Source organism: Streptomyces sp. NPDC001231, from assembly GCF_042896885.1.
Classification (GTDB): domain Bacteria; phylum Actinomycetota; class Actinomycetes; order Streptomycetales; family Streptomycetaceae; genus Streptomyces.
In genome coordinates, this window is the sequence record NZ_JBIAXS010000001.1 from 500812 (window position 1) to 520546 (window position 19735).

Annotated in this window: 14 protein-coding genes; 6 read left to right on the forward strand and 8 right to left on the reverse strand. The window is 72.7% G+C overall.

Annotated features, from left to right (window positions below):
- Window positions 1-61: 61 nt before the first annotated feature.
- Both ACFY3J_RS02205 and ACFY3J_RS02210 read left to right on the forward strand, forming a co-directional pair.
- Window positions 62-994: a GNAT family N-acetyltransferase gene (locus tag ACFY3J_RS02205; RefSeq protein ID WP_384172712.1), complete on the forward strand. Its 933-nt coding sequence runs from the start codon at window positions 62-64 to the stop codon at window positions 992-994.
- 32 nt (window positions 995-1026) lie between these two features.
- Window positions 1027-1827, forward strand: coding sequence for a sugar phosphate isomerase/epimerase family protein (locus tag ACFY3J_RS02210; RefSeq protein WP_390839997.1), 801 nt, complete (start codon window positions 1027-1029; stop codon window positions 1825-1827).
- A gap of 66 nt (window positions 1828-1893) precedes the next feature.
- Here the strand turns inward: ACFY3J_RS02210 and ACFY3J_RS02215 are convergent, their stop codons facing one another.
- A complete protein-coding gene (locus tag ACFY3J_RS02215) occupies window positions 1894-2844 on the reverse strand; it encodes an EamA family transporter (protein ID WP_390839901.1) in 951 nt (316 codons plus the stop codon).
- Between the two features lie 96 nt (window positions 2845-2940).
- Between ACFY3J_RS02215 and ACFY3J_RS02220 the strand changes: the two genes are divergently transcribed.
- The 3 genes from ACFY3J_RS02220 (at window position 2941) to ACFY3J_RS02230 (ending at window position 6780) form a co-directional block, all read left to right on the forward strand.
- Window positions 2941-3858, forward strand: a complete 918-nt coding sequence (locus ACFY3J_RS02220; protein WP_390839902.1) for a LysR family transcriptional regulator — start codon at window positions 2941-2943, stop codon at window positions 3856-3858.
- A gap of 327 nt (window positions 3859-4185) precedes the next feature.
- Window positions 4186-6015: a glycoside hydrolase family 3 protein gene (locus tag ACFY3J_RS02225; RefSeq protein WP_390839904.1), complete on the forward strand. Its 1830-nt coding sequence runs from the start codon at window positions 4186-4188 to the stop codon at window positions 6013-6015.
- Between the two features lie 141 nt (window positions 6016-6156).
- Entirely contained in the window at window positions 6157-6780 is a 624-nt protein-coding gene (locus tag ACFY3J_RS02230) for a hypothetical protein (protein WP_390839998.1), read from the forward strand.
- A 74-nt stretch (window positions 6781-6854) separates the two neighbouring features.
- On the opposite strand, the gene ACFY3J_RS02235 is transcribed toward ACFY3J_RS02230, so the two are convergent.
- The 7 genes from ACFY3J_RS02235 to ACFY3J_RS02265 form a co-directional block, all read right to left on the reverse strand.
- A complete protein-coding gene (locus ACFY3J_RS02235) occupies window positions 6855-8306 on the reverse strand; it encodes a S28 family serine protease (RefSeq protein WP_384172697.1) in 1452 nt (483 codons plus the stop codon).
- A 98-nt stretch (window positions 8307-8404) separates the two neighbouring features.
- Entirely contained in the window at window positions 8405-8791 is a 387-nt protein-coding gene (locus tag ACFY3J_RS02240) for a hypothetical protein (RefSeq protein ID WP_384172694.1), read from the reverse strand.
- 77 nt (window positions 8792-8868) lie between these two features.
- Window positions 8869-12597: an ABC transporter ATP-binding protein gene (locus ACFY3J_RS02245; protein ID WP_384172691.1), complete on the reverse strand. Its 3729-nt coding sequence runs from the start codon at window positions 12595-12597 to the stop codon at window positions 8869-8871.
- Window positions 12598-12694: 97 nt separating this feature from the next.
- Window positions 12695-13561 carry a serine hydrolase gene (locus ACFY3J_RS02250; protein WP_384174049.1) on the reverse strand — a complete coding sequence of 289 codons (867 nt, stop codon included), beginning with the start codon at window positions 13559-13561 and terminating at the stop codon, window positions 12695-12697.
- Between the two features lie 183 nt (window positions 13562-13744).
- Window positions 13745-15430: a thiamine pyrophosphate-binding protein gene (locus tag ACFY3J_RS02255; RefSeq protein WP_390839906.1), complete on the reverse strand. Its 1686-nt coding sequence runs from the start codon at window positions 15428-15430 to the stop codon at window positions 13745-13747.
- Between the two features lie 5 nt (window positions 15431-15435).
- On the reverse strand, window positions 15436-16407 hold the full coding sequence (gene speB / locus ACFY3J_RS02260) for an agmatinase (RefSeq protein WP_384172685.1): 972 nt from the start codon (window positions 16405-16407) through the stop codon (window positions 15436-15438).
- 56 nt (window positions 16408-16463) lie between these two features.
- Window positions 16464-17924, reverse strand: a complete 1461-nt coding sequence (locus ACFY3J_RS02265) for a sodium:solute symporter (protein ID WP_384172683.1) — start codon at window positions 17922-17924, stop codon at window positions 16464-16466.
- A gap of 207 nt (window positions 17925-18131) precedes the next feature.
- Between ACFY3J_RS02265 and ACFY3J_RS02270 the strand changes: the two genes are divergently transcribed.
- On the forward strand, window positions 18132-19724 hold the full coding sequence (locus ACFY3J_RS02270; protein ID WP_390839908.1) for a PucR family transcriptional regulator ligand-binding domain-containing protein: 1593 nt from the start codon (window positions 18132-18134) through the stop codon (window positions 19722-19724).
- Window positions 19725-19735: the final 11 nt, after the last annotated feature.

Consider the following 19735-nt stretch of genomic DNA (forward strand, 5'->3'; position numbering starts at 1 on the left):
GTTGTCCGGGCCGGCGGCGGAACCGCGCCCGTCTCCCACCCCCTCACCCACGGGTCCCGACATGACCGTCCAGGACATCCGCGCCTTCAACCGCTTCTACACCAACGCCATCGGCGCCCTCGACTACGGCCGCCACCTCTACGCCCCCTACACGCTCACCGAGTCCAGGGTGCTCTACGAACTCGCCCACACGCCCCGGACCGACGCGGCCGACCTGCGCGCCGAACTCTCGCTGGACGCCGGGTACCTGAGCCGGATCCTCAACAAGTTCGAGCGGGAGGGGCTGGTCGAGCGCGGGCCGTCCGAGCGTGATCCCCGGCGCCGGAGCGTCACTCTCACCCCGCGGGGCAGGGAGGCCGCCGGCCTGCTGGAGGAGCGGGCGCGGGAGTCCGTCGGCCGGCTGCTGCTCTCCGTACCGCCGCCGGACCGGCCGCGACTGGCGGACGCGATGCGCACCGTACGGGAGATCCTGTCCGAGGGGCGGGCGCCCCGGCCGGAGGACGTCGTGCTGCGCGGGCCCGGACCCGGCGACCTGGGCTGGATCGTGCAGCGCAACGGCGCGGTGTACGCCGCCGAGTACGGCTGGAACGCCGACTACGAGGGCCTGGTGGCGAGGATCGTCGCCGGCTTCGCCGAGGACCACGACCCGGCCCTGGAGCGGGTGTGGATCGCCGAGCTCGACGGGCGGCCGGTGGGGTGCGTGATGTGCGTACGGGACGAGGCCCCGGGCACCGCCCGGCTGAGGCTGCTGCTCGTCGGGCCCGAGGCGCGCGGGCTGGGCATCGGCGACCGGCTGGTGCGTGCGGTGGTCGACTTCGCGCGCGGGGCCGGCTACCGGGACCTGGTGCTGTGGACCAACGACGTGCTCGGCGGCGCCCGCCGCATCTACCAGCGGCACGGGTTCGTCCTGGTCGCCGAGCAGCCGCACCACTCCTTCGGCAAGGACCTGGTGGGGCAGGACTGGCGGATGAATCTGGGCGAACCGGGCGCATGACATGACGCGACGAGGGAGTAGGGTCCGTGCCCATGAAGTTCGCCTACTCCACTCTGGGAGTGCCCGGTCTGCCCGTGCCGGACGTGGTCCGGCTCGCCGCCGCGCACGGCTACCACGGTGTCGAACTGCGCGCCCACCCCGAGGAACCGGTGCACCCCGGGCTCGGGGCCGGTGAACGGGCCGAGGTGGCCGCCGAGTTCGAGGCGGGCGGGGTCGAGATCCTGGGGCTCGCCGGGTACCCGCGGGTCGCCGCGCCCGGCGACGACGCGGCCGTGGACCGTGAGCTCCGCGAACTACTTGAGCTCGCCGGGGACTTGGGCGCTTCCTTCGTACGGGTGTTCCCCGGCGCGGATCCGCGGCGGCCGGCCCCGGAGGGCGACGCCGTCGCCGCGCGGCGGCTGGCGGCCGTCGCCGGACACGCCGCCGACCTGGGCGTCCGCATCCTCCTGGAGACCCACGACTCGCACCGCACGGGCGCGGACGTCCTGCGCGTCCTCGGCCCGGTCGGCCACCGCCGGATCGGCGCCCTGTGGGACGTGATGCACACCTGGCTGGGCGGCGAGCAGCCTCCGGAGACCTTCGCCGCCCTCTCCCCGTACCTCGGCTACGTCCAGGTCAAGGACATCGCCTCGGCCGACGACACGACGCCCCTCCCCCTGGGCGCGGGCGCCCTGCCGCTCGCCGAGTGCGTGGAGGTCCTCGCCCGCCACGGCTGGGACGGCTGGCTGTGCTGGGAGTACGAGAAGCGCTGGTACGAGACGGCGGCACCGTTGCCGGACCTGCTCGGTCCGGGGCGGGAGCATCTGGCCCGGCTGCTGACCGAGTCGGCCTGACCCCGGCCGGGCCGGACGGCCACCGTGGTGCCGCCGGCCGCACCGCGGCTGCCCGGCGAAGTGGTCTCACCGCGGCTGCCCGGCGGGGTGCGACCGCGCGGGGCCTTCGGCGTGGACGGTGGCCTCCGGGGCCGGGACCGGGGCCGGCGGCTGCTCGCGGCGGCGGCTCGGTGCGAGCGACGTCAGCGTCACCCCGCCGACCAGCAGCGCCGCCGCGCACCAGCGCAGGGGGCTCACCGATTCGCCGAGGAAGAGCGCCGCCGAGGACATGCCGAAGACCGGGACCAGCAGCGAGAACGGCGCGACCGTGGATGCCGGGTGGCGGCGCAGCAGCCAGCCCCAGGCGCCGAAGCCGAAGACCGTGGTGATCCAGGCGACGTAGAGGACCGTGCCCGCGCCCTGCCAGTCCAGGGCGCGCAGCGCGGCCAGGTCCCGGGAGGGGCCTTCCAGCAGCATCGACAGGCCGAGCAGCGGCAGGACCGGGACCGTGCTGACCCAGACCATGAAGTTCAGCGCGTCCGGGGAGGCCGCCTTGCGGGTCAGGACGTTGGAGACGCCCCAGCAGGCGGCCGCGGCGACGACGAGCGCGAAGGCACCGAGGGGGCCCGCGGCGCCCTCGTCCACGGCCGCGACGCCGATGCCGGCGAGCGCCACGCCCATGCCCAGCACCCGTACGCCCGAGGGCCGTTCGCCCAGCACCAGGAAGGCGAACAGGGCCGTGAACACCGCCTGGATCTGCAGCACCAGGGAGGAGAGCCCGGCGGGCATCCCGGCGTCCATCCCGACGAACAGCAGCCCGAACTTGGCGACGCCGAGCACCAGTCCCACCGCCACGATCCATTTGCACGCCACCTTCGGCCGGCCCACCAGGAAGACGGCGGGGAGCGCGGCCGCCAGGAAGCGCAGGGCCGAGAAGAGCAGGGGCGGGAAGTGGCCGAGGCCGACCTCGATGACGGTGAAGTTCACACCCCAGACGGCGGCGACGAGGACGGCGAGCAGGACATGGACAGGTCGCATGTACCGAGGATCACTTCCGCGGACCATGAAGCACCAGCGATGATTGCTGCACCATTGAGTGAAGCACCGCTAACCATTCGGCCCGTCGGAGGAACCGTGCTCGATCTCCAGCGTCTGCGCGCCCTGCACGCCGTCTCCGTGCACGGCACCGTCGGGGCGGCCGCCGCCGCGCTCGGGTACACCTCGTCGGCGGTGTCGCAGCAGATCGCCAAGCTGGAGCGGGAGACCAGGACCGTACTCCTCGAACGCGAGGGACGCGGGGTGCGGCTCACCGACGAGGCACACCAACTGGTCGCCACAGCCGGGGAGTTGCTGGCGATCGTGGAGCGCGCCGAGACCGAGCTGGAGGAGCGGCGCGGGGTGCCCGCCGGGCGGCTGCTGGTGGCGGCGTTCGCCTCGGCCGCGCGCGGGCTCATGCCCCGCGTCCTCGCGGACCTGGCCCGCCGGCACCCGACCCTGGACGCCCGGCTCAGCGAGGTCGATCCGCATCTTTCGGTGGACCTGGTCGCCAAGGGCGCCGTCGACCTGGCCGTCGCGCACGACTGGGACATCGCCCCGCTGCCCGCGCCGTCCGGGGTGGAACAGGCGGTCATCGGGGACGACTTGTGCGACCTGCTGGTGCCGGCGGGGCACCCGTTCGCGAGGCGGACGGGGGTACGGCGCGAGGAGCTGGGCGGCGAGCGGTGGATCTGCCAGCCGCCGGGCCGGGTGTGCAGCGACTGGCTGCTGCGTACCCTGCGCGCCGCCGGGCACGAGCCGGACGTGGTCCACCAGGCCGACGAGAACCCGACCCTGGTCGCCCTGGTCGCCGCGGGCCTGGGTGTCGCGCTGATCCCGCGCCTGGGCCGGGGCCCGCTGCCCGAGGAGGTCGTGGAGGTGCCGCTGGACCCCATGCCCGTACGGCGGTTGTACGCGCTGTGGCGCACGGGCGCCGCCCGCCGGCCGGCCATCGCGGAGACGGTGCGCACCCTGCGGGAGCACTGGCCCGAGGTGTCCGCCCACACGCCCCGCTGAGCCCCGCTGCCGCATCCGCACCGACATGCGGGAATCCGGGCCCGGCCGGGAACCCGGCCCCGCTCCCGCCCGTCCAACCGGTGAGCTGCCGGAGGAGTCCGCGCGGTGCGGTGTCGGCCTCGACGGCTGCGATCGCCGACCACCCTCTCCTCCGCACCGCGACCGGCAGCCCGCCGCCGTCGGCGCGCCCCCCTCCGGCAGCGCCGGCGGCGGCCCTCACCGGTTCCTGTGCACTCCCTTGACTGGCAGAAACTTCCCGGATATTGGTGACTCCTCGGAAGTTTCCTTCAGTGGTACTCCAGCGGATCTCCTCCGGAAGGGGCGCACGTGCACGACACCAGCACGGGAACCACCGCACTTCCCTCCAGACGTACCCTCCTCGCCGCCACCGCCGGCATCACCGCCGCCCTGGCGGTCCAAGGCACCGGCACCGCCCACGCCGCTTCCTCCAACGACAAGAAGCTGCGTGCCCTCATCTCCCGGATGACGCTCGAGGAGAAGGTCGGCCAGCTCTTCGTGATGCGGGTCTACGGCCACTCGGCCACCGCCCCGACGCAGGCCGACATCGACGCCAACCTCAAGGAGATCGGCGTCCGCACGGCCGCCGAGCTGATCGCCAAGTACCGTGTCGGCGGCATCATCTACTTCGCCTGGGCCAACAACACCCAGAACCCGCACCAGATCGCCGACCTGTCCAACGGGATCCAGCAGGCGGCCCTCGGGCAGCCGCGCGGCCTGCCCCTGCTCGTGGCCACCGACCAGGAGCACGGCATCGTGTGCCGCGTGGGCAAGCCCGCGACCCTCTTCCCGGGCGCCATGGCGATAGGCGCGGGCGGCTCGCCCGCCGACGCCCACACCCTGGGCCGTGTCTCCGGCGCGGAGCTGCGCGCCCTCGGCATCAACCAGGACTACTCCCCCGACGCCGACGTGAACGTCAACCCGGCCAACCCGGTCATCGGCGTACGGTCCTTCGGCGCCGACCCGGACGCGGTGGCGGGGCTGGTGGCCGCGGAGGTGAAGGGCTACCAGAGCTCCCGGGTGGCGGCGACCGCCAAGCACTTCCCGGGGCACGGGGACACCGCGACCGACAGCCACTACGGCTTCCCGGTCATCACGCACAGCCGCGAGCTGTGGGAGAAACTGGACGCGGTGCCGTTCCGGGCCGCGATCAAGGCCGGCATCGACTCGATCATGACCGCGCACATCCAGTTCCCGGCGCTGGACGACTCCGGCGACCCGGCCACCCTCTCCCACCCGGTCCTCACCGGCATCCTGCGCGGCGAACTCGGCTACGACGGCGTCGTGGTGACCGACTCGCTCGGCATGGACGGCGTGCGCACCAAGTACGGCGACGACCGGGTGCCGGTGCTGGCGCTGAAGGCGGGCGTGGACCAGTTGCTCAACCCGCCCTCGCTGGACGTGGCCTGGAACGCGGTGCTGAACGCGGTGCGCGCCGGCGAGCTGACCGAGGCCCGGCTCGACGAGTCGATCCTGCGCATCCTGCGGCTGAAGGCGAAGCTGGGACTGCTCGACGACCCCTACGTCAGCCAGGCGAACGTCGACCGTGTCGTGGGCATCGGCACCCACCTGGCGGCGGCCGACCGCGTCGCCGAGCGGACCACGACCCTGCTGGCCAACGAGGGCCGCCTGCTGCCGCTGTCCCGCCGCAGCCACAAGAAGCTGCTCGTCGTCGGCGCCGACCCCGCCTCCCCGTCGGGCACCACGGGCCCGCCCACCGGAGTGCTCGCCGCCGCCCTCAGCGAACTCGGCTTCCAGGCCACGGCGTTGTCGACGGGCACCGCCCCGTCGGCGGCGACCGCCGACAAGGCGGTGGCCGCGGCGCAGGACGCGGACGCGGTGGTGGTCGGGACGTACAACGTCACGGCGGGCAGCTCACAGAAGACGCTGGTGGAACGGCTCGTAGCCACCGGCCGCCCGGTGATCGCGGTCGCGATCCGCAACCCCTACGACATCGCGCAACTACCCACGGTTCCGGCCCACTTGGCGGCCTACTCCTGGACCGACGTGGAACTGCGCGCCGCCGCACGGGTGATCGCGGGGCAGGTGCGGCCGCGCGGCAGGCTCCCGGTGCCGGTCCAGCGGGCGGACGACCCGACGCAGGTCCTGTATCCCATCGGGTACGGCCTGTCGTACTAGCCGCCCTCGCGCGCCGGGCGTACGGCGCTTACGACGCACCCCCGGCGCGCCACCGCCAACTGGCCCGAAGCACCCCGCACGCCTGGCGTGGCCCCGCTGTGGCGGGCCACGCTGGGCCGGGGGGTGGACCGGGGGATGGCGATGCGCGGGAAATGGTCCGTGGGGGTGACGTGCGCCCTGCCGGCGCTGCTCGTGGCTCTGTTGACGGGCTGCGGGCAGCCGTCCGGGTCCACGGGCGGCCAGGAGCGGGGCGGTGTCCCGGCCTCCGCGAGGCCCTCCGGTCACGGCGCGGTGTTCCTCGGCCTGGGCGAGTGCAGTTCCTTCGGCACGACGAGCTTCACCGAGGTGCCGTGCTCCGGGGAGCGGGCGGCGGCCCGGGTGATCGCCCGCCACGACGGCCCGCCCGGCGACGGCCCGCCCTGCCCGCCGGACACCGACTTCGTCCTGCACATCGGCGCCCAGCAGGCCGCCGCCGGCCAGGAGGGCGGCGCGATCCCGCGGGGCTACGCCTGCATGCGCAATCTCCAGCCGCCGCACCCCGGCGACCCCGGCGGCGGGGGCGGCCCGCGCACCGTCGTCGGCGACTGCCTCTACGGCTCCGGCCGCGGCCAGGTCCGGGAGACCGCGTGCGACGGCACGGGCGGGAGGAAGCCGGAGTACCGGGTGACACGGGCCGTGCGCGACCGCGACCAGTGCCCGGCGTCGACCGCCCTGTACGTCCGGCTCGGCGGCGACGAACCGGTGGGCTGCGCCCGGAAACTGTGACTCCGGGCGCAGCCCACCGGTGGATCAGCGCCTTTCGGCCGGCGCGTGTGTGTCAGCGGGTGCCTGCCGGCGCCTCACGGCCTGAGCGCGGGCTCGCGCTCCACGTCCCGCACGTCCAGCTTCGCGTCGAAGCCGGCCAGCGGCTTGGCCACCGACGGGTTCACCTGGACCGCCGGGGTGGCGACTCCGGCCCACTCGAGGATCCTCGCCGTGGCGAGCGCCTTCTCGTCCGGCACGAGACCGGCGACGTTCGCCCCGTGGTTCATGCCGGGCGCCGTGAACACGTACGAGTCCCGTGCCCCGTTGCCGAGCCGGAACGGCTCCGCGCCCCACGGGTCGTTCTGCCCGTAGACGAAAAGCATCTGGTTCGCGTGCTGGCGCACCCAGGTGTCCACGTCACGCATCGCCGACGGCTGGAACTTCATCGGGATGGACTGCGGCACGAAGTTGCGCGGCGGCTGGTAGCCGTAGCGGATCAGCTTCTTCTCGATGTGCGGGAACTGGATGGTCGGCGCGCCGAGCTGCGTGCCGGCCTGGTAGTAGTACGGCGTGTAGGTCTCGAGGCCCTGGTCCGTGTATGCGTCGAACCCGGAGATGGTGTTGACGGAGTCCCAGATCTGCTGGTCGGTGGCGTTCTTGGCGTCACCCGGGATGGTGCCGCAGTCCTTCAGCAGGCTGTACTGCCAAAAGCCCCACACGTAGTCGAGGACGACGGCCTCGTACGCCTTGTCCAGGTTGCCGATGGTGGTGAAGGTGTAGCCGTTGTCGGCGGCGAACTTCGCGTACTTGTTCTCCAGCGACTCCCGGCGCACCAGCGCCTCCCGCTGCACGCCGTTCAGCCGGTCGCGGCACTCCTTGGTGCCGACGGTGGCGAAGAAGCGGTCGTAGGCGGAATCTTCCTTGTTGACCACGTCGTTGGGCGCGACGTAGGCGACCACGCCGTCCATGTCACCGGGGTAGAAGCGCTTGTAGTAGGTGGCCGTCATGCCGCCCTTGGAGCCGCCGGTGGCGATCCAGTTGTGGGAGTAGACCGGCTTCAGCGCCTGGTAGATGCGGTGCTGGTCGCTGGCGGCCTGCCAGATGTCGAGCTTGGACCAGTCGGCCGGGGCGGGCCGGGACGGGGTGAAGAACCGGTACTCCATGGAGACCTGGTTGCCGTCCACGATCTGGGTGGGCTCGCGGCGGCTCGGGGTCGTGGAGACGTTGTAGCCGCCGGTGTAGAAGACCGTCGGGCGGTCGACTCCCTTGTGCAGCACGGTGATCCGCTGCTGGAAGGTGCCCTTCGACGGATTGCGGTGGTCGACCGGCTGGGTGTAGTTGAGGACGAAGTAGCGGTAGCCGGCGTAGGGCTTCTCCTGGATCAGGCTCATGCCCGGAATGGCCAGGAGCTGGTTCAGGATGTCGGCTTCCGTGCTGCTTGCGGGGCCGTTCGTGGCCTCCGGCTGGGCCGCGGTAGCCACCCCCGCCGTGCTCAGCGTGCCGATGGACACTGTGAGCGCGAGCAGCCATCTGAGCGCCTTGCGCATGCACCCTCCCTATGAGACAGATGTTCGCCGGAAGCTATCGGAGCAACTCGGGTGCACACCAGGGGAGCAGGGAAAATACCTGAACGCGTTTCAGGGGCTCAGCACAGGATCCAGTCCGTGTGCACCGACTTCGACCCCACCGATCCGGCGACCCGCACGCACCGGTGGCCCGCGTGCACGGTGACCGGGCCGGCGTGCCGGGAGTAGCGGCCCTTGTCGGTGACCGGACGGTTGCCGCGGGCCTGCACCGTCACCGACATCGGCCGCTTGGGACCGGGTTTCCTGGCGACGGTGAGGGCGCAGACGTAGCCGTCGCGCTTGTGGACGTGGACGGTGCCGGTGGCGAAGGAGAGCGTTCTGACTTCGCGGCCGGCGCAGGCGGTGGCCGCCTGGGCGGTGCCGGGCGCGGCGAACGCCAGCAGCACCGCCCCGGTCAGCACGGCCACCAGCGCCAGCGGCCTCCGGCGTGTCGCACCACTGTCCACAGTCCCCCCTGACGCGAGCGTACAAGTGTACGGATGTACGGACGCGGCCCGCAGGCCGGTTGGTTGCGCCCGCGGGCTCAGCGGGACGCGCTGACCGGCTCCTCCGGTTCGGCCGCGCCGACGAACGTCCGCCACAGCTCGGCGTACCGCCCTCCGCGGGCCAGCAGCTCCTCGTGCGTGCCGTCCTCGGCGACCCGGCCGTGGTCCATCACCACCACCCGGTCGGCGCGGGCGGCCGTCGTCAGCCGGTGGGCGACCACCAGTGTCGTACGGCGGCCCGCGAGCCGGTCGGTGGCCTGGTTGACCTGTGCCTCGGTGGCCAGGTCGAGCGCGGCGGTCGCCTCGTCGAGGAGCAGCACGTCGGGGTCGACGAGTTCGGCGCGGGCCAGCGCGATCAACTGACGCTGACCGGCCGACAGATTCCGTCCGCGCTCGGCGACCTCGTGCAGATAGCCGCCCTCGAGGGTGGCGATCATCTCGTGCGCGCCGACCGCGCGCGCCGCGGCCTCCACCTCGGCGTCGGTGGCGTCGGGGCGGCCGTAGGCGATGGCGTCGCGGACAGTGCCCGGGAAGAGGTACGCCTCCTGCGGCACGACCCCGAGCCGGTGCCGGTACGCGGTGAGGTCCAGCGCCCTGAGGTCCGTGCCGTCGACGGTCACCCGGCCGCCGGTCGGGTCGTAGAACCGGGCCACCAGCTTCACCAGGGTCGACTTGCCCGCGCCGGTCTCGCCGACGAAGGCGACGGTCTGTCCGGCCGGGACGCGCAGGTCGACGCCGGTGAGTGCCGCCTCGCCCGCGTCGGCGGCACCGTACCGGAAGTGCACGTCCTCGAAGGCGATCTCGCCACGCAGGGCGGGCACGTCGAGGGGCTCGGCGGCGGACTTCGTGGACGTGGGCTCCCGGAGCAGCTCCCGGATGCGGCCCAGGGAGACGGTCGCCTGCTGGTAGCCGTCGAAGACCTGGGAGAGCTGCTGGACGGGCGCGAAGAACAGATCGATGTAGAGCAGGTACGCCACCAGGGCGCCCGTGGTCAGGGTGGCCGCCTCCACCCGGCCCGCGCCCGCGATCAGCACCGAGGCCGCCGCGACCGAGGACAGGAGCTGCACGAACGGGAAGTAGACCGAGATCAGCCACTGGCCGCGGATCCGCGCCTGGCGGTAGCTGTCGCTGCGCCCGGCGAACCGCAGCCCGCCGTCCCGCTCGCGCCGGAAGGCCTGCACGATCCGCAGCCCGGCCACCGACTCCTGGAGGTCGGCGTTGACCACCGACACCCGCTCCCGGGCGAGTTCGTACGCCTTCACGCTCGCCCGGCGGAAGAAGAACGTGCCGACGACCAGCGGCGGCAGCGTCGCGAAGACGACCAGCGCCAGCTGTACGTCGATCACCAGCAGGGCGACCATGATGCCGAAGAAGGTGACGACCGAGACGAACGCCGTGACCAGACCGGTCTGCAGGAACGTCGACAGCGCGTCCACGTCCGTCGTCATCCGGGTCATGATCCGGCCGGTCAGCTCGCGCTCGTAGTAGTCCAGGCCGAGCCGCTGGAGCTGGGCGAAGATCTTCAGGCGCAGCGAGTACAGCACCCGCTCGCCGGTCCGCCCGGTCATCCGGGTCTCGCCGATCTGCGCCGACCACTGCACCAGCACGGCGAGCAGGGCGAGCAGCGAGGCCGCCCAGACGGCGCCCAGGGCCATCCGCGTGACGCCCTGGTCGATGCCGTGCCGGATCATGACCGGCAGCAGCAGGCCCATGCCGGCGTCCACGGCGACCAGGCCCAGGCTGACCAGGAGCGGCAGACCGAAGCCGCGCAGCAGGCGGCGCAGGCCGTAGGAGTCCTCCGGGCTGACGGCCCGCCGCTCGTCGATGTCGGGGGTGCCGTTCGCGGGCGGCAGCGCCGCGACCTGGGCGAGCAGTTCGGGGGTGGCGGGCATGCCGGCCATCGCCGTGTCCCGGGGTTCGCGGTCCCCCGCCCACAGCGTGGGCGTGATGCCTCGCTCGGCGTCGAACTCGGCGTCCAGTTCCTCCCGGACGGAGACGTCCTCCGGGGGAGCGGCGGGCTGGGCGTGGCCCGGCGAGACGCCGCCGAGCTCGTCGGGGTCGGTGAGCAGGCGCCGGTAGAGAGGGGACCGCTCCTGGAGTTCGTGGTGGGTGCCGATGTCGGCGAGGCGGCCCTGGTCGAGGACGGCGATGCGGTCGGCGAGGTTCAGGGTGGAGCGGCGGTGGGCGATGAGGAGGGTCGTGCGGCCCTCCATGACCTGTGCCAGGGCCTCGTGGATCTCGTGCTCGACACGGGCGTCCACGGCGGAGGTGGCGTCGTCCAGGACGAGCAGGCGCGGGTCGGTGAGGATCGCGCGGGCCAGTGCGACGCGCTGGCGCTGGCCGCCGGAGAGGGTCAGACCGTGCTCGCCGACCTTGGTGTCGTAGCCCTCGGGCAGCTCCGAGATGAAACGGTCGGCCTGGGCGGCGCGGGCGGCGGCCTCGATCTGCTCCGGGGTGGCGTCGGGGCGGCCGTAGGCGATGTTGGCGCGGACGGTGTCGGAGAACAGGAAGGAGTCCTCGGGCACCAGGCCGATCGCGGCCCTGAGCGAGTCCAGGGTCAGCTCGCGCACGTCGTGGCCGCCGACGAGGACGGCGCCGTGGGTGACGTCGTAGAACCGGGGCAGCAGCAGCGAGACGGTGGACTTGCCGGAGCCCGAGGAGCCGACGACGGCCAGGGTCTCGCCGGGGCGGATCTCGAAGGACAGCCCCTGGAGGACGGGCCGGCCGTCCTCGTAGCCGAAGGAGACGTCGTCGAACTCGACGGTCGCGGGGGCGTCGGCGGGCAGCTCCTTGGTGCCCCCGGTCAGGGTGGGCTCGGTGTCGATCAGCTCCAGGACGCGTTCGGTGCCCGCCCGGGCCTGCTGCCCGACCGTGAGCACCATGGCGAGCATGCGGACCGGGCCGACGAGCTGGGCGAGGTAGGCGGAGAAGGCGACGAACGTGCCCAGCGTGATGTGCCCGCGCACGGCGAGCCAGCCGCCGAGGGCCAGCATGGCGACCTGGCCGAGTGCGGGCACGGCCTGGAGGGCGGGGGTGAACCTGGCGTTCAGCCGGATGGTGCGCAGCCGCCCGGCGAACAGCCTGCGGCCGACCTCGCGCAGCTTGGCGGTCTCCTGCTCCTCCTGTCCGAAGCCCTTCACCACGCGTACGCCGCTCACCGCGCCGTCGACCACGCCGGCCACGGCGGCGGCCTGTGCCTGGGCATACCAGGTGGCCGGGTGGAGCTTGGTGCGGCTGCGCCGGGCGATCCAGCCGAGGGCCGGGGCGACGGCGAGGGCGACCAGGGTCAGCGGCAGCGACAGCCAGGCCATGATGACCAGGGAGATCAGGAAGAGCAGTACGTTGCCGATGGTCATCGGCAGCATGAAGAGCAGGCCCTGGATCAGCTGGAGGTCGCTGGTGGCGCGGCCGACCACCTGGCCGGTGGACAGCTCGTCCTGGCGTCTGCCGTCGAGCCGGGTGATCGTCTCGTACATCTCCGTCCGCAGGTCGTGCTGGACGTCGAGGGCGAGCCGGCCGCCGTAGTAACGGCGGATGTAGGTGAGGACGTAGACGACGAGCGCGGCGGCGATCAGGGCGCCCGCCCAGGGGGTCATACGGCGGCTGTGGTCGCCGATCACGTCGTCGATGATCACCTTGGTGATCAGCGGCACGAGCGCCGTGACGGCCATGCCGGCGAGCGAGGCGCCGAGGGCGAGGACGACGTCCTTGGGGTAACGCCAGGCGTACCCGGCCAGTCTCCGCGCCCACCCCGGCTGCGCTGCCACGTCGGTGCCTCCCTCAAGAGCTGATCTTCCGGAAGACACCAACGCCGGCGGCGGCGGATTTCATCCCTCCGTAACAGCGCGCCCGGCGGCGCGGGAGTCACCCGCCGGAGGGGACCGCCACGAACGCCTCCTTCGGAGTGGTGGTCGGCGCGTAGCGCACCGTGTTCGTGGTCGTGGGGACGAGGTCCTTGTGGATGGCCTTGGCGATGTTCTGGATGGTGGTGACGCCGTAGTTCATGGTGCTGTTGTCCTGGGTGAGCACCGTGATCATGTAGTCGCGGCCGGCGCCGTTGAAGGTGCCGACGCTGTGCACCCGCCAGCCGTGGGTGGAGCGCGACAGCCAGCCGTTCTTGACGTGCACGGCGACGGAGGACGGCGCCCCGGCGGGCGTGCCCCAGCGCTGGGAGGAGACGACCTGGCCCATGAGCTTGAGGAGGTAGGCGCGGGAGTTGTCGCTCAGCACGGAGTTCTTCGCCGTGATCAGGGCGAGCAGCTTCTGCTCGTCGCGCACGGTGATCTGGGTCAGGCCCCAGTAGCCGTTCGCGCCGGGTTTGGTCTGGGTCATGCCGGCCGCGGTCAGGAAGCCCTTCACCTTCGTCACGCCCAGCTGCTTCCAGAGGGTGGAGGTGGCGTTGTTGTCCGACTTGGTGATCATGGCCTTGGCGAGCGTGGTCTCGCGGGTGGTGAGGTAGCGGTTGTGCTTCTTGGCGTCCCACAGCAGGGTGGCGAGGACGGTGACCTTGACCACGCTCGCCGAGTCGTAGGCGGTCGACTGGCGCAGCGTGCACGTCGTGTTGGTGCCGCGGTCGCGCAGACCGACGGCGATGGTGCCCTTGCGGCTCTTCATGGCCGCGGTGATGTCCTTCTGCAACTTGGCTGCCAGGCCCGCCTTGCCGGACGTGCAGCTGACCGTGGGTGTGGCGGCCGCGGCAGGCGTCGCGGCGGCGATGCAGGGAATCAGCATCCCGGCGCCCACGCCCGCCGCGAGCACTCTGGCGCGTCGGGTTGTCGAGTGAGTCATGCACCCTTGACATACGGACTGCGGGGCATGGTTGCGCGAGTTGGCCGAGATTTGACCGGCCGTTACCCGAATGCAGTCAGGGGCTCGCGCACACGAGCACGAGCCCCTTCCGGTTTCGCCGCGGCCTCAGTCCAGATGCGTGGGCGCGAACATCCGCAGGACGGCGGGGAGGACGACGACCGAAGGGCCCGGCTCGGCAAGGGCGTTGGCCAGGTCGGCCGTCAGGGTCTCAGGGGTCGTGCGGACGCCGGGGACGCCGAAGGACTCGGCGAGGGCCACGTAGTCGGGGCGGGTGAGCTCGGTGGCCGTGGCCTGGCCGAAGGCGTCGGTCATGTACTCGCGGAGGATGCCGTAGCCGCCGTCGTCGACGATCAGCCAGGTGACGTCGAGGTCGTACTGGCGGGCGGTGGCCAGTTCCGCGATCGAGTACAGCGCGCCGCCGTCGCCCGACACCGCCAGGACCGGGCGGGTGCGGTCCGCGGCTGCCGCCCCCAGCGCCGCCGGGAAGCCGTAGCCGAGGCCGCCGGCGCCCTGGGCCGAGTGCATGGTGTTGGGGGACTTCGCGTCGAAGGCCGACCAGGCCCAGTACGCCAGGATCGTCATGTCCCAGAAGGACGGCGAGCCGGCGGGCAGGGCGCGGCGGACGGACGCCAGCACGTCCTGCTCCAGGGTGAGTTTCTGGGCGGCGATCCGGTCGCGGACCTTGGCGAGGACCTCGCGCACGCGCTCGGCGGCGGCCTCGTCGGGGCGCTCGTCCACCGTCTCCAGCAGGGCCTGGAGGGCCAGGCGGGCGTCGGCGTGGATGCCGAGCGCCGGGTGGTTGGACTCCAGCTTGCCGAGGTCGGCCTCGATCTGGATCACGCGGCCGCGCGGCTTGAACGTGTGGTAGTTGGAGGAGAGTTCGCCGAGGCCCGAGCCAATGACGAGCAGCACGTCGGCGTCCTCGAGGAAGTCCGTGGTGTGCCGGTCCTCCAGCCAGGACTGGAGGGACAGCGGGTGCTCCCAGGGGAAGGCGCCCTTGCCGCCGAAGGTCGTGACGACGGGGGCGTTCAGCCGCTCCGCGAGGGCCAGCAGCTTGCCGGACGCGTCGGCGCGGACCACCCCTCCGCCCGCGATGATCGCCGGGCGGGCGGCCCCGGACAGCAGGCCGGCCGCCACCGCGGTGAGTTCGGGACGCGGGACCAGTTCCTCCGGGGTGGCGTCCAGGGCCGTCACCACCGGCAGGCTCGTCCGGTCGAGGAGCACGTCCTGCGGGATCTCCACCCACACGGGCCCGTGCGGGACCGTCAGCGCCGACTTCCAGGCGGCCGCGATGGCGGAGGGGATCTGGGACTGGGTACGGACCGTGTGGACCGACTTCACCACGCCACGGAACGAGGCGGCCTGGTCGGGCAGTTCGTGCAGGTAGCCGTGGCGGCCGCCGCCGAGCCCCGCCGTCGGGATCTGGCTGCTGATGGCCAGGACGGGGGCCGAGGCCGCCGCCGCCTCCTGGAGCGCGGCCAGCGAGGTCAGCGCTCCCGGGCCGGTCGACAGCAGCAGCGGTGCCGCCTCGCCCGTGATCCGGCCGTACGCGTCGGCGGCGAAGCCCGCGTTGTTCTCCACCCGCAGGCCCACGTACGTGAGGTCCGAGCGGCGCAGCGCGTCGAACATGCCGAGGGCGTGCTGGCCGGGCAGGCCGAAGACGGTCGTCGCGCCCAGCCCGGCCAGGGTCTCCACGACCAGGTCTCCGCCGTTGCGGCCGGGGGGAGGATTGAGGGCGGCCTCCGTCTGCTCGGGTGTCGGGCGGAGTACCAGGTCGTGGTCGTGCGTCACGTCGCTTACGCGTCCTTCCGGGCCGCCGCGATCTGGCGGGTCATGATCGTGGTCAGTTCGTACGCCGTGTGGGAGGCGGCCACCGCGGTGATCTCGGCGTGGTCGTACGCCGGGGCCACCTCGACGACGTCGGCGGAGACCAGGTTGCAGGAGGCCAGGCCGCGCAGGATCTCCAGCAGTTCGCGGGAGGTCATGCCGCCGGCCTCGGGGGTGCCGGTGCCGGGGGCGTGCGCGGGGTCGAGGCAGTCGATGTCGATGGAGATGTACAGCGGGCGGTCGCCGATGCGCTGCCGCAGCTGGTCGGCCACCTCGTCGGCGCCGCGGCGGTAGACGTCGGCGGAGGTGACGATGCCGAAGCCCATCTTCTCGTCGTCGCTGAGGTCCTGCTTGCCGTACAGCGGGCCGCGGGTGCCGACGTGGGAGAGCGCCTCGGTGTCGAGGATGCCCTCCTCCACCGCCCGCCGGAACGGGGTGCCGTGCGTGTACTCCGCGCCGAAGTAGGTGTCCCAGGTGTCGAGGTGGGCGTCGAAGTGGAGCAGCGCGACCGGGCCGTGCTTCTTGGCGACGGACCGCAGCAGCGGCAGCGCGATGGTGTGGTCGCCACCGAGGGTCATCAACCGGGCGCCGGTGCCGAGGAGTTCGTCGGCAGCGGCCTCGATGGTCTCGACGGCCTCGTTGATGTTGAACGGGTTCACGGCGATGTCGCCGCCGTCCGCGACCTGGGCGAGGGCGAACGGGGAGGCGTCCTGCGCCGGGTTGTAGGGGCGCAGCAGCCGGGACGCCTCACGGATGGCGTTGCCGCCGAAGCGGGCGCCCGGCCGGTACGAGACGCCGGAGTCGAACGGCACGCCCACGACGGCGACGTCGGTGGTGCCCACCTCGTCGAGGCGGGGCAGCCGGGCGAAGGTCGCGGGGCCGGCGTACCGCGGGACGCGGGAGGAGTCGACGGGACCGCGGGGCGTCTCGGTGCTGCTCATGGTGAAATGCCTTCTTTCTTGCGTTTCGTCGCGTATGTGATGGCTCGTGATCGACTCTACTGGTGAGCGGGGGCCGGTTCGGACGCGAGTTCGGGGGTGCGCCCGGCGAGCCTCTCGCGCCAGGCGGCGAGGACGGCGGCGTCGGTCGGCTTCGTCGCCAGGGAGACGACGACGTAGGCGGCCAGGGAGGACAGCAGGCCGTAGTAGACGGGCTCGTTGGCGAGGATGCCGAAGGCCGCCATGAGACCGATGACCGCGACGCCGCCGACGACCACGGAGGCGAGGGCCCCCTGCGCGGTGCCGCGCTTCCACAGCAGTCCGCCGAGGATCGGCACGAGCAGCCCGCCGACGAGCAGGTTGTAGGCGACGGTCAGCGCCTCGACGACGTTGTTGAGCGCGATGGCGGTGCAGATCACGCCGACACCCATGATCAGGATGAAGACGCGGTTGCCCTTGACCTCGTCGTGCGCCTCCCCGTCGCGGCGGACCGCGCCGCGCAGCCGGGACCAGATGTCGTTGTTGGCGACGGTGGCGCAGGCGATCAGCGCGCCGGAGGAGGTGGACATCACCGCGGCCAGGGCGGCGGCGAGCACCAGGCCGCGGATGCCGATGGGCAGGTCGTCCTTGACGATGGTGGCGAAGGCGTCGTCGGCGCTGCCGAGATTGGGGTAGAGCACCTTGGCGGCGGTGCCGATGACCGCGCCGGCGATCGCGTAGACCAGGCAGTAGGTGCCGGCGACGGTGCCGCCCCACTTGGCGGTGGTGTCGCTGCGGGCCGTGAACACGCGCTGCCAGATGTCCTGGCCGATGAGCATGCCGAAGGTGTAGATCAGGACGTACGTGAAGATCGTCTCGCCGCCGATGCCCAGCGGGTCGAAGTACGAGGTCGGCAGCTTGGCCTTCATCTCGCTGAAGCCGCCCGCCTTGACGACGGCGATGGGCAGCAGCAGGAGCAGCACGCCGATCGTCTTGACCACGAACTGCACCATGTCGGTCAGCGTGATGGACCACATGCCGCCGAGGGTGGAGTAGGCGACGACGATCGTGCCGCCGAGGATGATCGCGACGGTGCGGTTCAGGTCGAACAGGACGTCGAAGATCGTGGCGTACGCGATGGTGGAGGTCACCGCCAGCATCAGGGTGTACGCCCACATCACGACGCCCGAGATGATGCCGGCCCGGCCGCCGTAGCGCAGGTCGAGCATCTCGGAGACGGTGTAGACCTTCAGGCGGGCGATGCGGGCGGAGAAGAAGACCGAGAGGGCGAGGATCCCGAGGCCGATGGTGAAGACCATCCAGGCGCCGGAGAGGCCGTACTTGTAGCCGAGGCCGACGCCGCCGATGGTGGACGCGCCGCCGAGGACGATCGCCGCCATGGTGCCGGAGTACATCACGGGACCCAGGCGGCGGCCCGCGACCAGGAACTCGCTCTTGGACTTGGCGCGGCGCATGCCCCACCAGCCCATGGCAAGCATGCCGGCGAGATAGACGACGATCACTGTGTAGTCGACGGCCATGTGGGGCCCTCCTTCGCGCACATCCGGGTGGCGGTGTCGTGCAGATGTGTGGGGTCGTGCAGATATGTGGGGACGTCGGCAAGGGCTCGCGGGGACATCGCCCGTACCCGTGGCTGCCGGTCCTCTAGACACTAGGTGGCCGAAAAGCGACTGCGAAGTGTACTTTTCATCCATTCGAGTCGCGACGGTATGGAGGGAATGCACATCATGCCGGACGCATCTGTGTCACTGGCCCCGGCGGTCCCACCGACCCCACCGATCCCGCTGTCCGCGCTGCTGGCCCGGGAGGACCTCGCGCTGCGCCTGATCGCCGGCCCGGCCGACCGGGACACCGTGATCCACTGGGCGCACACCTCGGAGATGACCGACCCCTACCCGTACCTGCTCGGCGGCGAGCTGCTGCTGACGGCCGGCGTGCACGTCACCCCGGCGGACGCCACCGGCCCGTACTTCGACACCTATGTCTCCCGGGTGGCCGCGGCGGGCGGCGCGGCCATCGGCTTCGGCCTGGCGCCGGTGCACGACTCGGTACCGCGCACTCTGGTGGCGGCCTGCGAGGCCCACGGCCTGCCGCTCCTGGAGGTCCCGCCGCAGACCACGTTCTCCGGCGTCGCCCGCGCCGTCTGGCAGCTGATGGCGCAGGCCCGGCTGGCGGAACTGCGCCGCGTCACGGAGACGCAGCAGAGGCTCGCGGCCGCCGCCTCACGCCCCGACCCCGTCCCCTCCGTCCTGCGTCAGCTGGCCCAGCGCCTGACCGGCTGGGCGGCCCTGTACGGCCCGGACGGCGCGGAGATCGCCTCGGCGGGCCGCGCCCCGCACGACGCGGCCCGCCAGGCGCTCGCCCATCTGACGGACGTGGTCCGCCCGGCCCCGACGGCCACGGCGCCTCCGGGCACGACCCCGCCGGGCACGCCCGTCCGGACGCCCACGACCCCGACTCCGCCCCCTACCGGCCGTCCCGTCCCGGCAATCGCCCCCGCGGGCCGGCCCGCGCCCTCCTCCGCCACCGACACCGTGGCCGGCAGCCATCTCGCCGCCTACGCCCTCGGGACCGGGCAGGGCTTCGTGCTCGGGGTGTCCTCGCCGCGCCGTGAACCCGGGGACCACACCATCGCGTCCGTGGCCGCCGTGCTGCTCTCGCTGCTCACCGGGGAGCACCGCAGCGGTACGGGGGCGGCCCGCTCCTCGGCGCTGGTGCGGGTGCTGCTGGGCGCGGCGCCCGAGGACGTGGCACCGCTGCTCGGGACCGGACGGTGGGTCGTCGTGCACGCGCGGCCGGAGAACCAGGCGGCCGACGCCGTGGCCGCCGCCGCGCTCGGCGCCGCGCTCGGCTCGGCCCTGGTCGACCTCGCCGACGGGGTCGTACGGGTCCTCCTGCCCGCCGAGCGGGAGCCGGGCCCCCAGCCCGGCTGGGCCCTCGGGGTGAGCACCGCCGTGGGCCCCGGCGACTGGGCGACGGCCGACTCCCAGGCGGCCCGCGCCCTGGCCCGCGCCCGCGCCACCCGCGCCGCCCTGGTCGGCCACGGCACCCGCCCCGGCCTGACCGACCTGCTCCCTCGGGACGAGGCCGACGCCCACGCCCAGGCGCTGCTCGCCCCCCTCGGCGCGGCTCCCACGCTCATCGAGACGCTGCGCACCTGGCTGTCCCTGCACGGCAGTTGGGACCGCACCGCGGTCGCCCTGTCGGTGCACCGCAACACCGTCCGCCAGCGCATCGCCCGCTGCGCCGCCCTCCTCGGCACCGACCTGGACGACCCCGACGTCCGCATGGAACTGTGGTTCGCCCTGCGGCGGGCGTGACCCGCGTCCCA

What these genes read in the sequence shown, in the direction of transcription:
- ACFY3J_RS02270 (WP_390839908.1), top strand. Translation starts at nt 18,132, where the DNA reads ATGCCGGACGCATCTGTGTCACTGGCCCCGGCGGTCCCACCGACCCCA.
- ACFY3J_RS02205 (WP_384172712.1), top strand. Translation starts at nt 62, where the DNA reads ATGACCGTCCAGGACATCCGCGCCTTCAACCGCTTCTACACCAACGCC.
- speB (WP_384172685.1), bottom strand. Translation starts at nt 16,407, where the DNA reads ATGAGCAGCACCGAGACGCCCCGCGGTCCCGTCGACTCCTCCCGCGTC.
- ACFY3J_RS02210 (WP_390839997.1), top strand. Translation starts at nt 1,027, where the DNA reads ATGAAGTTCGCCTACTCCACTCTGGGAGTGCCCGGTCTGCCCGTGCCG.
- ACFY3J_RS02235 (WP_384172697.1), bottom strand. Translation starts at nt 8,306, where the DNA reads ATGCGCAAGGCGCTCAGATGGCTGCTCGCGCTCACAGTGTCCATCGGC.
- ACFY3J_RS02250 (WP_384174049.1), bottom strand. Translation starts at nt 13,561, where the DNA reads ATGCTGATTCCCTGCATCGCCGCCGCGACGCCTGCCGCGGCCGCCACA.
- ACFY3J_RS02215 (WP_390839901.1), bottom strand. Translation starts at nt 2,844, where the DNA reads ATGCGACCTGTCCATGTCCTGCTCGCCGTCCTCGTCGCCGCCGTCTGG.
- ACFY3J_RS02230 (WP_390839998.1), top strand. Translation starts at nt 6,157, where the DNA reads ATGCGCGGGAAATGGTCCGTGGGGGTGACGTGCGCCCTGCCGGCGCTG.
- ACFY3J_RS02265 (WP_384172683.1), bottom strand. Translation starts at nt 17,924, where the DNA reads ATGGCCGTCGACTACACAGTGATCGTCGTCTATCTCGCCGGCATGCTT.